The following is a 12,528-nucleotide window of genomic DNA, read 5'->3' as shown; positions in this document are numbered from 1 at the left end:
GCATTGCAGAGATGAATGCTGCACCAGTTATCTACCGATGGCGCAACTTCGATTTTGCCGCATAATGTATCTATTTTTGTGAAACGATATACTAGTCGATCATTGCATTGAGAAACGTAATCCCCGCTTATGAGCGGGAGCTGGAATGGAAAAAATGCTGGGTTATTTAACAACGAGCCTAGTGCCACCTTGCCTTCTGGGGTAGCATGAAGTACGGACTCAAACATCAGAATGGCTAGATCAGGATCAGCAACACTGATTGGCACCGATTTCTCATAACAACCTTTGTTCTCAGCGTCCTTAAGTATTCCCCAAGCCACAAAGGAGCGCACGGTATAACGTGCATTTCTAGCAACGGTTTCTCTATCTCCATATTGTTCCTTGATGCGCTCAAACACTTGAACCTGGGTTATCTGATCTTGAAGATTAAAAAGCCTTCCCACCTGCTTAGCGACATTAAACCAGAAAGGGTATGAAGCAGATATTATTATCCAGTGAAGCGGAAGCCACTCCTCAGTTGATAAACTTCTTGCAAACATTAGTGCTTCATCACGAAATGGAACTAAATCAGAATCGGGAACAAACCAGGAAGCCAAAATACCGATTGCCATTCCGTAGGTTTTTTCGCCTCTCTGACCTGTACCACCACTTTGCTTTTGCGTTTTCAGAAATTCATCCAATTCCGCTCGTATTTCTTTTTCGGACATCCCGGCTAGCATCATCTGAACAGTACGATCCATCCAGTATTTTTGAATCGTCTGTTTGACACCTAATTTCTCATGCCTTTTGTCCATCACCGTATCCTCCTTTCAAACTTCACCAGGGGCACGATGACTTCTTCAATAGCTATACCGCCATGACCTACCATGGCCTCTGCAGGATTCACGAAGGCATCGCGGCCACCAGCCACCAGGGGAAAATATTCTGCTGGCAATCCGACCGGCTGCCACTCATGGGCAAATGGGAAGATTCCTGCGACCTGAGAACGGAGCTCCGGCGTGGGATACACACGAACCCGCTCACCGCGAGTTTCGGCAATCACACCTTCAGATGGGCGGCCTTTACCATCGCATTCGATGTTACCGTGATCGGACGTCAGCCAGACCTCATACCCATAGTCCAGCAGGTAGCTGACCAGCGCCGCAAGGAATCCACCTTGGCACCACTGCTTGATCTGATTGTGCATCCCAGCCGAGCCGAGTTGCATGCCGTGCATGATCTTGTCGACCTTGCCCACAACGAGACCCGCCACTTTGGTCTTACCGGGATGGATTACAGAGTCGAGTATACTGGACACATCGCCGTCTCCCAGGTTGCGTTGGTAGGCGATATCCAATCGAGACAAGCCATAATCTTCCCAGAATTGCTTTCAGAGCTTCTCTTCGCTGTTGGTCGAGTTGATAGATACCGGGAAATAGAATGGTAGCTTGCCTGAGAAGATGGCTTGTCTCGATACCGTGGTCAACGTTGGTATCCAAGCAAAAATCGCGGATTCACGCACGACCAAATCAACATCCTGCTTTTGCAGAAACTGACGGATGGTCACCCACTGATCCAGGGCAAGGCCGTCTATCACGATCAGGCCCACACGATTGCCCCTCAACTCCTCTATATCCCGAGCCAAGCGGCGGGGCACATGGTGCACCATAGCCGGATTTGTTGGCGGCAGGTTGATCAGGCTGGAATAGTGTTCGGCTAGCCAATCGGTAAAAATCGTATTCAAAGTATCACCGATTCCTCTTAGCCGGTTCTGATGCACGGTGTTGTTGCCGCAGTGGACCAGTGAAGAGAGCTCGGCCCATTTTAGCGCAAAGGCGGTCCAGTCAGAGTAACGCGCTTCTGCTGTCGGTAGCTCCTTTTCGACAAAGTCAAGCAGGCGGGAGATACGAAGCTCTTCATCATCCACACCGGCCATGGCGATGCCACTTCGAACCCAGGACCCAGCATCCACCTCGATGCCAGCGGCCTCGACAGGTATGAGTTTTCCCTCCAGGAACAAGTTGTCGACGTAAACCTTAATATCATGATGATCGAACGGCAAGAGATTAGGCCCTAAATACTTGAGACCATATTGAGGCTGACGCCCATCATGCATGGTTCGCACTGGCTGGGTACTGCTTTGCGGTAACCAAATCTGCTGCCCTACTGATTTGTTAGGTGAATCTTCTATGAGCTGATTAATCTTTCTCAAGCTATTCAGGAAAGGGGCCACCGCTCCTGCAGAAAGGCAAAAAATGCCTTCTCATTGGGAACAATTTCTTCCAAGGGCCAAACCTTGAATCCATCATGGCTTTTGAGAACCTGAACGAACCGCTGAGCCAGCATGAGCGGAATCTGAAGTTTCCCATAATGCAAATGAAGCAAAGCCCGCAGCAGCTCCACCTCGTTAACGATCAGCTCTGCGGCGATGCCGAACACATGGCGGAGAATGAAATCCTTGGTAGCGTTGTCGCCCATACGATCCAGCGGCGACTTGCGCTGTGCCTCAAAGAGCGCATCGAGCAGGCTCCGGTCGAGCTTCTCGATGACGGAATAGCTCAGATTAGGAAAGAGATCCCCCAGATTGAAGGAGAGCTTGCGTCCTGCCTGGAGCAGGTCGTAAGGCAAGGATTCCAGCTCGGTATCCTGCAAATGGAGGATCACCGCCAGATCGGTGTGCTCGCCCCGGTCCAAGATTGAGCGGTATAGGGACTCATAGGCGTATCTAAATTCGATCGGGTCATTGAACTCGATCAGGTCGAATCCGCGTCCGCGAAGCTCCAACGCCAGTTTCTCCTCGGTCAACAGACCGTCAGGGTCTGCGACCAGAGTCAGTTTGCTAACGTTGGGTACAAACTCGTTAAGGATGGCGTCTCGCCAACTACTCATTAAGCGCTTCCTGGTTGAACCACGAATAAACACGAACGGATATCACCTGAAATCACCCTGGTTAAGGCATGGATCTGGTGCGGCAAAGGGATGACATTGGATTCCACAAAACTCAGCATACCTCAAGCCAAGACGTTTTTTTCGAAGCGAATGCTTTATGGACACGCTCTCAGTAATCGGGGATTGGTGGTCAGTACTTCAATACCGCCATGTTGAAAGTCTGCATCGTTGGTCATCAGTTTCAGGTTTCGCTTTTTACAGAGATCTACGAGAAGTGCATCTTTGAAATCAACCAGCCCGGATTTAAAATCTGTTAGAGCCTGATTCAGATCCAGTTCATTAGCTGATATCGAGTGCATGTGGCAAAAGCTTAGAATTTTTGATGCAAACGTATAAGCCGAAGAAGCCACCGCATGAAAATCCGTAGACCGCCTAAAATTCTTGTATTTTGAATATTGGGATCTGAAATTGCCTTCCCATTCTAAACGACAATAACGGTTCAAATACTCGCTCAAAACAATCGGGTCCAGTATCAGCCGAGCCTTTGCCTGAATAAGTTTTGCAAAGGCTGAGGAATACTGATTTGCAAAATCATATTGTGGATTCCCCGGAGCTGGGAATAGATAGAGCCAAATGTTGGCGTCTAATAAAATCTCTTCTCCAGTTGTAAAAGAGTAGGAAGCGAGGTTATAAGCTTTATTGTTCATCTTCGTTATCCTCTTCCTGCCAAGCTGCATCATAACTCTTCGGGTTCGCGTAATATTTCTTGGCATTGTCCACTACGCGCTTCAGAAGCTCCATGTCTTCCCCGGAAAGCCCCTCAACCTGAATGGTAGAGATGAAAAAAGTTGTGAAAGTTGTATTAGCTGCTTGTTTGCTGACGAGCGTAAATGCTTTCGCGCAGGTTAACGCCAAAAATATAATTAACGCGATTGAATCTTTATCACCTTAACTCTTGGTCCATTCACCTTTGGTCTCTATGTCGAAAGCTATTATAGCTACGATTTCAATAACCTGATAAATAACACCAAGCCTTCATTTCTTTATAGTTTCAATAAAAATAATGAAGTTTCGGTAAATCTGGCTTCTATCAAGGCCTCTTACGCCGCAAGCAGGTTCAGGGCCAACCTGGCGTTGGCAGAAGGTACCTACATGAAAAACCAATTATGCAGCTGAACCCGGCATATTAGGAAATTTGTACGAAGGCAATGCCGGGGTAAAATTATCTGGTGAAAAGAACCTGTGGCTGGATGTTGGCGTATTTCCTTCACATATCGGCTTTGAAAGTGCTGTAGGGAAAGACAATTGGACTTTAACTAGAAGCCTGGGAGCGGATAACACGCCATATTTTGAATCCGGCACCAAAATCAGCTACGCTTCTAAGAATGACAAATGGTTTTTAAGCTCGCTAGTTCTGAATGGCTGGCAACACATTAAGCCAGTGGAAGGGAATACTCTTCCCTCATTCGGTACTCAAATTACTTATAAGTCTTCCCCAAGCGTAACCTTGAATAGCAGCACTTTTATCGGTAGTGACAAGCCTGATAGTGATAGGAGAATGCGTTATTTCCATAATTTCTATGCAATTTTTAAATTAAATAATAAACTCTCCACCACTATTGGTTTTGATATTGGCGTTGAGCAAAAAAACAAAGACTCGTCAAATATGAATATCTGGTTCAATCCTACCACCATTTTGAGATATACACCTACCACAAAAACTGCTGTTGCAATTAGAGCAGAATATTATCAAGATAAGCACGGTGTGATCATTGCTACAGATACTCCTAACGGATTTAAGACATGGGGGTTCTCTGCTAATTTTGACTACAGCATTACCAATTTTCTACTATGGAGAATTGAAGCAAGAACGTTAAAGAGTAAAGATGATATTTTCATTGCAAATAATGGCCACACCAGTAACATTAATACGTTCATCACCACATCATTAGCCATTAGCTTCTGACGAAATTATCTAGGATTTTAGATTTTGGTGACATTTCATATACAATCACGAAAATCTCAAAACATTTTCTGTGAGAATGACATTATTTTCCAATAGAGAAATGAGTCTGAAAGAAAATCAGTGAATTTGAGTATTTGAAGTTGATTCTGTTTTGGTCTAGTAAAAAATATCTTAAATTCAAGGAACAGTTCGCAAATCGAGCATTCTCGCCATCGCAGTCCATTTAACTTTTTTAATCTGATAGCCGGGCTGGTGACTTATACGTTCTGCGAGAAGAAACCTTCCCTTAATATTATACACACTCAGGCTCTTCCAGCCGTGATGCTATGATCCTTATGTCGTACTCACGTTATCTACGCATCTACATGAGGCACTTGCGGCAAAAGCTAGAGCGTAACCTAGCTCAACCCGAATTTCTGCTTACTGAACCCGGGGTAGGCTATCGGCTGATATAAGATAAAAAACGCTTACTTTCCGATCCAATTTCTAAACTAGATTATCAAAGCAGCGGCAACCCGCCGCCCTTCTGTAGACAAAATATTATAAGTTCGACAAGTCGCATGTGTATCCATCACTTCTAATCCAATCCCTGAAGAAATCATTACCTTCATCAACTTAGGATCAGGAAAACGCAGTGTTGCCCCTGTTCCGAGTAAGACGATTTCTGGTTGAAATGGTCGTATGCAATCAAAATGAGCTGCTTCCAACTGTTCTATATTTTCAATTTGCCAGTTCTCGATAATGTGATCTGGCAGTACAATCAAATTATGCTCGTAACGGACTTGATTAATCGTGACATAGCCTTCTCCGTATCCGGAGAAAATATTGATTCCTTCATGCTGTGAAAGATGTAGCTTCAATGCGAAACCTCCTGCTTATTTATCGATAAGAGTCTGTTCTTTATCAAATAGAATATATTTAAAAATTATCTTCAGTTTATTGTGTTGCTGAACGGTTGTGCAGCAAGTAGTTATCAATAAAAAATTGAGACTTTTTTATTTTACTTTTTTGCAAAAATATATGGGTCAGGTAACATTATATTCTCTTTATTTTTTCAATATCTATCTACTACAGTGTAGTTTTCATATTAACCATGCAGCCCATCACGAAATCCAGCAAGCTTGCTAACGTCTGTTACGATATTCGGGGACCCGTACTTGATCGGGCCAGACAAATGGAAGAAGAAGGTCATCACATTATCAAACTCAATATCGGCAACCCTGCTTCATTCGGCTTTGAAGCACCCGAGGAAATATTACAGGATGTGATCCGGAATCTGTCCGCTGCCTCTGGCTATTGTGATTCAAAAGGCCTCTTCGCTGCACGCAAGGCCATCATGCATTACACCCAGGAAAAACATATTCCAAATGTGCAAATGGATGATATTTATATTGGTAATGGCGTTTCTGAACTGATCATGCTTGCCATGCAGGCGCTGCTGGAAAACAACGATGAGGTGCTCATTCCTGCGCCTGATTATCCGTTGTGGACAGCTGCCGTATCGTTAGCGGGGGGAACTGCACGCCATTATATTTGCGATGAGCAGTCTGATTGGTTCCCGGATCTGGATGATATTCGTGCTAAAATTACGCCTCGTACGCGCGCGATCGTCATCATCAACCCCAATAATCCAACAGGGGCGCTGTATCCGGTCGATTTATTGCTCGAAATCATAGAAATTGCCCGTCAGCATCACTTGATCATTTATGCGGACGAAATTTATGACAAAATACTTTATGATCAAGCTCTACATACCTCAATCGCCTCTTTAGCTGATGACATTTTGTTCGTGACATTCAATGGTTTGTCGAAGAATTACCGGGCAGCAGGTTTTCGCTCTGGTTGGATAGTAGTATCAGGTGATAAGCAACGCGCACAGGATTATATTGCGGGCTTAAATATGCTGGCTTCTATGCGCCTATGTGCAAACGTACCCGCGCAATTTGGTATCCAGACTGCATTAGGGGGCTATCAAAGCATATACGATCTTACGTTGCCTACTGGGAGACTCAAGCGACAACGTGATCTTGCCTGGCAACTTCTGACCGATATTCCAGGTGTAAGTTGCTTTCGGCCCCAATCCGCGTTGTATTTGTTTCCGCGCCTGGACCCAAAAATTTATCCTATTCAGGATGACGAGAAATTTGTGCTGGATATGTTACTGGAAGAAAAAGTGCTAGTAGTACAAGGAACGGGCTTTAATTGGCTCTATCCAGATCATTTCCGTGTAGTGTTTTTACCCAATAGTGATGATCTATCTGAAGCAATCGATCGCATCGCACATTTTCTGGAACGTTATCGTAAACGTCATGGTACTCACGCCGTATAATCCCATAGCAAATCTCATTAAATATTCTCAGAAATTCTGAAAAATCCATAATTTAATTATTTTGTAATATGCTTTGCTTATTTTAAGAATTGGAATATGAAACCCATTAACGTTGGCTTATTAGGAATTGGTACAGTTGGCGGCGGTACCTACGCCGTACTGAAACGTAACCAGGAAGAAATTGCGCGCCGTGTCGGTCGCAATATTGTGATCCGTATTATTGCTGACCGTGATATCGAAAAAGCACGCCGCCTGGCTGATCGCGACACGACAGTAACTGCTGATGCATTCGAAGTCGTCTCACGCCCCGATATTGATATCGTAATCGAATTGATTGGCGGACAAACTATTGCCAAGGAGCTGATACTACAAGCTATTGCCAACGGCAAGCATGTGATTACGGCCAATAAAGCGCTTTTAGCATCTCATGGCAGTGAGATTTTTGCAGCCGCTCAGCAAAAAGGCGTCATTGTTGCCTTTGAGGCTGCAGTTGCAGGCGGGATACCCATTATTAAAGCATTGCGCGAGGGACTAGCCGCCAATCGAATAGAATGGATTGCTGGTATTATCAATGGCACCAGTAATTTTATTTTGTCGGAGATGCGTGAGAAAGGGCTTGCATTCGGTACAGTGTTGGCCCACGCACAAAAACTTGGCTACGCTGAAGCTGACCCTACTTACGATATAGAAGGAATCGACGCTGCCCATAAAATAACCATCATGGCAGCGATCGCTTTTGGTATCCCAGTCAGATTTGACAAGGCCTATATCGAAGGCATCACCAAACTCAGTAATGACGATATCCGCTATGCTGAAGAGCTCGGTTACCGCATCAAGCTACTCGGGATTACCAAACGTGTAACAAAGGGTATTGAATTACGTGTGCATCCTACCCTCATCCCTATTAAAAGATTGATCGCCAATGTGGAAGGCGTGATGAATGCGGTAGTCGTGAAAGGTGACGCCGTCGGACCGACGCTTTACTATGGGGCAGGGGCAGGCGCAGAACCTACAGCCAGCTCGGTGATAGCCGACTTGATCGATGTAGCACGTTTGCTTACTGCCGATCCGGAACATCGCGTGCCTTATCTCGCATTTCTCCCAGAATTATTATCAAATATTCCGATCGTGCCGATGGAAGAGGTTGAAACCGCTTACTATCTTCGATTACAGGTGATGGATCAACCCGGTGTTCTTGCCGATATTACACGTATCCTGGCTGATTCAGATATTTCGATCAACGCTATGGTGCAGAAAGAGCACGCTGAGGAAGAGGATAAAGTCAATATCATCATGCTCACTCATACAACGGTAGAAAAGAACATCATTGCAGCATTAGATAAAATTGAGAAGTTACCTACTATGGCAGGAAAGATAGTACGAATCCGTTTGGAAGAATTAAACAAATAAGCATGATTTAATTTGAGTCGAATTGATGCATTTTTTCAAAATCAGTCCAGGATAGTCGCTTATTTCTTCTCCTCCCTTATTATTTCAATCAGAATATTATGCGTTATATCTCAACTCGCGGCGGTATGTCGCCAAGAACTTTTACTGAAATACTGCTGAGCGGCCTTGCTCCAGACGGTGGGCTCGCTGTACCTGAAGTTTATCCAAAGATCAGTCCACCTGAACTTGAAGCATGGCGTCATCTTGATTATCAAGCGCTTGCATTTGAAGTACTTTCTCGTTTCATGGATGATATTCCTGCTAATGATTTGCGCAGCTTGATAGCGCGCACTTACACAGCGGAAGCATTTGGCAGCACAGACATTACACCGGTTAAAACCCTTGAACCTGGGTTGCACATTTTGTGTTTGTCAAATGGGCCAACCTTGGCATTCAAGGATATCGCCATGCAGTTATTGGGAAATTTGTTTGAATATACATTGGTCAAGACAAATGCTGAACTGAATATACTCGGAGCCACTTCAGGTGATACCGGTTCAAGTGCTGAGTATGCCATGCGCGGCAAACGTGGTATCCGTGTATTCATGCTTTCGCCACTTGGCAAAATGAGCCGTTTCCAAACCGCACAAATGTTTTCCTTACAAGATGACAATATTTTCAATATTGCTATTCGCGGTGTCTTTGACGACTGCCAGGATATTGTCAAAGCAGTCAGTAATGATCATACATTCAAAGAAAAACACCATATCGGCACGGTCAATTCGATCAACTGGGCGCGCATAGCTGCGCAGATCGTTTACTATTTCAAAGGGTATTTTGCAGTTACTCATTCTAATGATGAGCAAGTATCATTTTCTGTGCCATCGGGAAATTTTGGAAATATCTTCGCGGGTCATGTTGCGCGCATGATGGGGCTGCCAATCAAACAACTCATTCTAGCCACTAACGAAAATGACGTATTGGACGAGTTTTTTCGTACTGGACTGTATCGGCCGCGCACTACTACTGAAACACATCACACAAGCAGCCCCTCGATGGATATCTCCAAAGCTTCCAATTTTGAAAGATTTATTTTTGATCTGACAGACCGCAATGCTATGCGGGTTAAGGAATTATGGCAATCCATTGATAAAGGAAATGCCTTTGATCTATTTGGGACTGCGTTATGGGTCAAGACGAAAGAGTTTGGCTTTGTTTCCGGCACCAGTCATCACGCCGCACGCATTGATACGATTCGCCAACTCTATCATGAATACAAGGTTTTGATTGACACCCATACCGCGGATGGAGTAAAAGTTGGACTTGAATATCGCGAACCAGGCATTCCGCTTATTTGCCTGGAAACTGCGCTACCCACAAAGTTTGCCGAAAGTATCAAAGAAGCTGTGGGATTTGAGCCTGCACGGTCTGCAGGATTTAAAAATCTGGAGGACCTACCTCAACGTTTTGAGGTCATGGATAAAGATGTGGATGCGATCAAGACCTTTATCTCCCAGAAGATTAACAGACTTGATGATTAAGATTTCATTCTGAATAGATCAATCTTTTAAACTGCATCGATGCCATCACCCTGCCCTACAATCTTTATCGGTGAATATTAACTGTTAAGAAACGGAGGAGCTTCAATCATGCGATTCTCAATTAGCCGCTATAATCCTGACAAGGATGAGAAACCTTATATGCAGGATTACGATATTGAGTTAGAGCCAACTGACAAAATGCTGCTGGACGCCTTGATTCGAATTAAATCTCAGGATGACAGTCTTAGCTTGCGTCGCTCCTGCCGGGAAGGTGTATGTGGCTCAGATGCAATGAACATTAATGGCCGAAATGGATTAGCTTGTATCACTCCCTTAGTCAGCCTGAAAGAACCGGTAGAAATCCGCCCTCTGCCTGGTCTACCAATTATTCGTGATTTAATTGTGGATATGACACAATTTTTTAAGCAATATCACTCGATCAAGCCTTATTTGATCAATAATGATCCTCCCCCAGAGACCGAGCGATTGCAATCACCGGAAGAAAGGGCTGAATTGGATGGGCTTTATGAATGTATCCTGTGTGCTTGCTGTTCAACAGCATGTCCCTCGTTCTGGTGGAATCCAGATAAATTTGTCGGCCCTGCCGGCCTGCTGCAAGCCTACCGTTTTCTGGCTGACAGCCGTGATCAAGCTACTGCTGAACGATTGGATTATCTGGAAGATCCCTATCGCCTGTTTCGCTGCCATGAAATCATGAATTGTGTAGATGTCTGTCCAAAAGGATTAAATCCAACCAGTGCAATTGGTAAAATTAAAAATATATTGGTAAAGAGAACAGTATGAAACAGCGAGAACGCCTTTATTGGCGTTGTCGGCGCGGCTTACTAGAGCTGGATATTGTATTGCAGCGCTTCTTGGATAAACACTATGCGCAATTAGATGAAACGCAGTTAAAAACGTTTGAAACATTGCTCTTACTCCCTGATAATGATCTGTGGGATATAATTTCTTCAAAAAAGGAAGCAGCAAGCGAAAACTTGAAGTCATTGCTAAAGCTTCTTCAACAAAGTTAAGCAAACTTACGCTGCCAGTTATAATAAACTAAAGCGTGTAGATCCATCCTCAAACCATGGAGATAGATATGTCCGAACAACGTAAAGCAACCTTGCTGCTTGGCGAGAATAGAGAACCGGTTGAGCTACCGATTATATCAAGTACAATGGGTCCGGAGACGATTGATATCCATACCCTCTATGCCAAGAGTGGTATGTTTACTTATGACCCTGGTTTTCTTTCTACAGCTAGCACCAAATCTGCTATCACATTTATCGATGGGGATAAGGGGATACTCCTCTATCGTGGCTACCCTATTGAACAGTTAGCTACACAATGTGATTTCATGGAAGTCTGTTATTTGCTACTGAATGGCGAATTACCCTATGATGAACAAAAAAAGCAATTTGTTCATGCTATCAAGAGCCATACCATGCTGCATGAACAACTGGTCAGATTTTATAGTGGATTCCGAAGAGATGCTCACCCTATGGCAGTAATGGTGGGGGTAGTGGGTGCCTTGTCAGCCTTTTACCATGAAGCGATGGATATCTCAGATGCGGTTCATCGTGAGCAATCGGCCTTCCGGCTGATTGCCAAACTACCCACGATTGCGGCCATGGCTTATAAATACAATATTGGTCAACCTTTCATTTATCCACGCAACGATTTAAGCTATGCTGCAAATTTTCTGTACATGATGTTTGCCACACCAGCTGAACATTATGAGCCCAATCCGATTTTCGTAAAAGCGTTAGATCGTATTTTAATTCTTCACGCTGATCATGAACAAAACGCCTCAACTTCTACAGTTCGCCTGGCAGGTTCCAGTGGTGCTAATCCATTTGCCTGTATTTCTGCCGGCATCGCCTGTTTATGGGGCCCCGCGCATGGGGGCGCAAATGAAGCATGCCTTAACATGCTGGAAGAAATAGGCGATACTTCACGCATCAATGAATATATCAAACGGGCGAAAGACAAGAATGATCCTTTCCGCCTGATGGGCTTCGGTCATCGGGTATACAAAAATTTTGATCCACGTGCAAAACTGATGCGTGAAACCTGCCACGAGGTATTAGATGAAATGGGGCTCCATAATAACCGTCTTTTCAAGCTCGCCTTGGAGCTAGAGAGAATTGCTCTGGAGGATGATTATTTCATCACTAAAAAACTTTATCCCAATGTCGATTTTTACTCTGGCATCATACAACGTGCATTAGGCATACCAACTTCTATGTTTACTGCAATTTTTGCAATGGCACGAACGGTGGGCTGGGTAGCTCAATGGAATGAAATGATCGCTGATCCCGATCAAAAAATAGGACGCCCTCGTCAGCTCTACACCGGTGTAACCCAAAGAAACGTACCATTGAAAGAAGTTGACAAATAGTAAAATAGACCCTAAATTATAGAAATAAATT

General features: G+C 44.4%; 14 protein-coding genes and 2 pseudogenes. 10 read left to right on the top strand and 6 right to left on the bottom strand.

What is annotated here, in order from left to right:
* The 5 genes and pseudogenes from BM122_RS10430 to BM122_RS10410 form a co-directional block, all read right to left on the bottom strand.
* Positions 1-794 (bottom strand): hypothetical protein (locus BM122_RS10430; protein ID WP_074905508.1); only part of this gene is annotated, 794 nt, incomplete at its 3' end.
* Positions 794-2,095 (bottom strand): annotated as a pseudogene (pglZ, locus tag BM122_RS10425) (BREX-3 system phosphatase PglZ). The pseudogene pglZ (BM122_RS10425) and the gene BM122_RS10430, both read right to left, overlap by 1 nt.
* Before the next feature lie 101 nt (positions 2,096-2,196).
* Complete coding sequence (gene pglZ, locus BM122_RS10420) at positions 2,197-2,868, bottom strand: BREX-3 system phosphatase PglZ (RefSeq protein WP_074905507.1); 672 nt, start codon at positions 2,866-2,868, stop codon at positions 2,197-2,199.
* A gap of 155 nt (positions 2,869-3,023) precedes the next feature.
* Positions 3,024-3,575, bottom strand: coding sequence for a type II toxin-antitoxin system VapC family toxin (locus tag BM122_RS10415; protein WP_074905506.1), 552 nt, complete (start codon positions 3,573-3,575; stop codon positions 3,024-3,026).
* Positions 3,565-3,783, bottom strand: coding sequence for a hypothetical protein (locus tag BM122_RS10410; protein ID WP_074905505.1), 219 nt, complete (start codon positions 3,781-3,783; stop codon positions 3,565-3,567). Before BM122_RS10410 ends, BM122_RS10415 begins: the two co-directional genes overlap by 11 nt.
* Positions 3,784-3,804: 21 nt before the next feature.
* On the opposite strand from BM122_RS10410, the gene BM122_RS25075 reads away from it, so the two are divergent.
* The 4 genes and pseudogenes from BM122_RS25075 to BM122_RS10400 all read left to right on the top strand — a co-directional run bounded on the left by BM122_RS25075 (position 3,805) and on the right by BM122_RS10400 (position 5,289).
* Positions 3,805-4,044 (top strand): outer membrane beta-barrel protein, encoded by a 240-nt coding sequence (locus BM122_RS25075; RefSeq protein WP_371264916.1) that lies wholly within the window; start codon positions 3,805-3,807, stop codon positions 4,042-4,044.
* 19 nt (positions 4,045-4,063) lie between these two features.
* A complete protein-coding gene (locus tag BM122_RS10405) occupies positions 4,064-4,834 on the top strand; it encodes a porin (protein ID WP_256211990.1) in 771 nt (256 codons plus the stop codon).
* Between the two features lie 180 nt (positions 4,835-5,014).
* Positions 5,015-5,164 (top strand): annotated as a pseudogene (locus BM122_RS26570) (IS982 family transposase); the annotation flags it as partial.
* The gene (locus BM122_RS10400) at positions 5,161-5,289 is read left to right on the top strand and encodes a winged helix-turn-helix domain-containing protein (protein WP_371264915.1); all 129 of its coding nucleotides are present in this window, start codon (positions 5,161-5,163) and stop codon (positions 5,287-5,289) included. The pseudogene BM122_RS26570 and the gene BM122_RS10400, both read left to right, overlap by 4 nt.
* Positions 5,290-5,325: 36 nt before the next feature.
* Here BM122_RS10400 and BM122_RS10395 read toward each other — a convergent pair whose 3' ends face one another.
* Positions 5,326-5,694, bottom strand: a complete 369-nt coding sequence (locus tag BM122_RS10395) for an Mth938-like domain-containing protein (protein WP_074905504.1) — start codon at positions 5,692-5,694, stop codon at positions 5,326-5,328.
* A gap of 233 nt (positions 5,695-5,927) precedes the next feature.
* On the opposite strand from BM122_RS10395, the gene BM122_RS10390 reads away from it, so the two are divergent.
* From BM122_RS10390 to gltA, 6 genes are all read left to right on the top strand, one after another.
* On the top strand, positions 5,928-7,163 hold the full coding sequence (locus tag BM122_RS10390; RefSeq protein WP_074905503.1) for a pyridoxal phosphate-dependent aminotransferase: 1,236 nt from the start codon (positions 5,928-5,930) through the stop codon (positions 7,161-7,163).
* Between the two features lie 96 nt (positions 7,164-7,259).
* Positions 7,260-8,573, top strand: coding sequence for a homoserine dehydrogenase (locus tag BM122_RS10385; RefSeq protein WP_074905502.1), 1,314 nt, complete (start codon positions 7,260-7,262; stop codon positions 8,571-8,573).
* A gap of 98 nt (positions 8,574-8,671) precedes the next feature.
* Positions 8,672-10,093 carry a threonine synthase gene (gene thrC, locus BM122_RS10380; RefSeq protein WP_074905501.1) on the top strand — a complete coding sequence of 474 codons (1,422 nt, stop codon included), beginning with the start codon at positions 8,672-8,674 and terminating at the stop codon, positions 10,091-10,093.
* A 108-nt stretch (positions 10,094-10,201) separates the two neighbouring features.
* Entirely contained in the window at positions 10,202-10,897 is a 696-nt protein-coding gene (locus BM122_RS10375) for a succinate dehydrogenase iron-sulfur subunit (RefSeq protein WP_074905500.1), read from the top strand.
* Entirely contained in the window at positions 10,894-11,127 is a 234-nt protein-coding gene (locus tag BM122_RS10370; protein WP_074905499.1) for an FAD assembly factor SdhE, read from the top strand. Before BM122_RS10375 ends, BM122_RS10370 begins: the two co-directional genes overlap by 4 nt.
* Before the next feature lie 68 nt (positions 11,128-11,195).
* Positions 11,196-12,497 (top strand): citrate synthase, encoded by a 1,302-nt coding sequence (gene gltA / locus BM122_RS10365; RefSeq protein WP_074905498.1) that lies wholly within the window; start codon positions 11,196-11,198, stop codon positions 12,495-12,497.
* Positions 12,498-12,528 lie beyond the last annotated feature (31 nt).

Source organism: Nitrosomonas communis, assembly GCF_900114745.1.
Taxonomy (GTDB): Bacteria; Pseudomonadota; Gammaproteobacteria; order Burkholderiales; family Nitrosomonadaceae; genus Nitrosomonas; species Nitrosomonas communis_A.
This window is presented reverse-complemented; position numbering and strand designations above follow the sequence as displayed.

Excerpts from the sequence above, each read along its gene's own strand:
- BM122_RS10390 (WP_074905503.1), top strand. The coding sequence starts at position 5,928 with ATGCAGCCCATCACGAAATCCAGCAAGCTTGCTAACGTCTGTTACGAT.
- BM122_RS10375 (WP_074905500.1), top strand. The coding sequence starts at position 10,202 with ATGCGATTCTCAATTAGCCGCTATAATCCTGACAAGGATGAGAAACCT.
- BM122_RS10415 (WP_074905506.1), bottom strand. The coding sequence starts at position 3,575 with ATGAACAATAAAGCTTATAACCTCGCTTCCTACTCTTTTACAACTGGA.
- pglZ (WP_074905507.1), bottom strand. The coding sequence starts at position 2,868 with ATGAGTAGTTGGCGAGACGCCATCCTTAACGAGTTTGTACCCAACGTT.
- BM122_RS10370 (WP_074905499.1), top strand. The coding sequence starts at position 10,894 with ATGAAACAGCGAGAACGCCTTTATTGGCGTTGTCGGCGCGGCTTACTA.
- gltA (WP_074905498.1), top strand. The coding sequence starts at position 11,196 with ATGTCCGAACAACGTAAAGCAACCTTGCTGCTTGGCGAGAATAGAGAA.
- BM122_RS10400 (WP_371264915.1), top strand. The coding sequence starts at position 5,161 with ATGATCCTTATGTCGTACTCACGTTATCTACGCATCTACATGAGGCAC.
- thrC (WP_074905501.1), top strand. The coding sequence starts at position 8,672 with ATGCGTTATATCTCAACTCGCGGCGGTATGTCGCCAAGAACTTTTACT.
- BM122_RS10385 (WP_074905502.1), top strand. The coding sequence starts at position 7,260 with ATGAAACCCATTAACGTTGGCTTATTAGGAATTGGTACAGTTGGCGGC.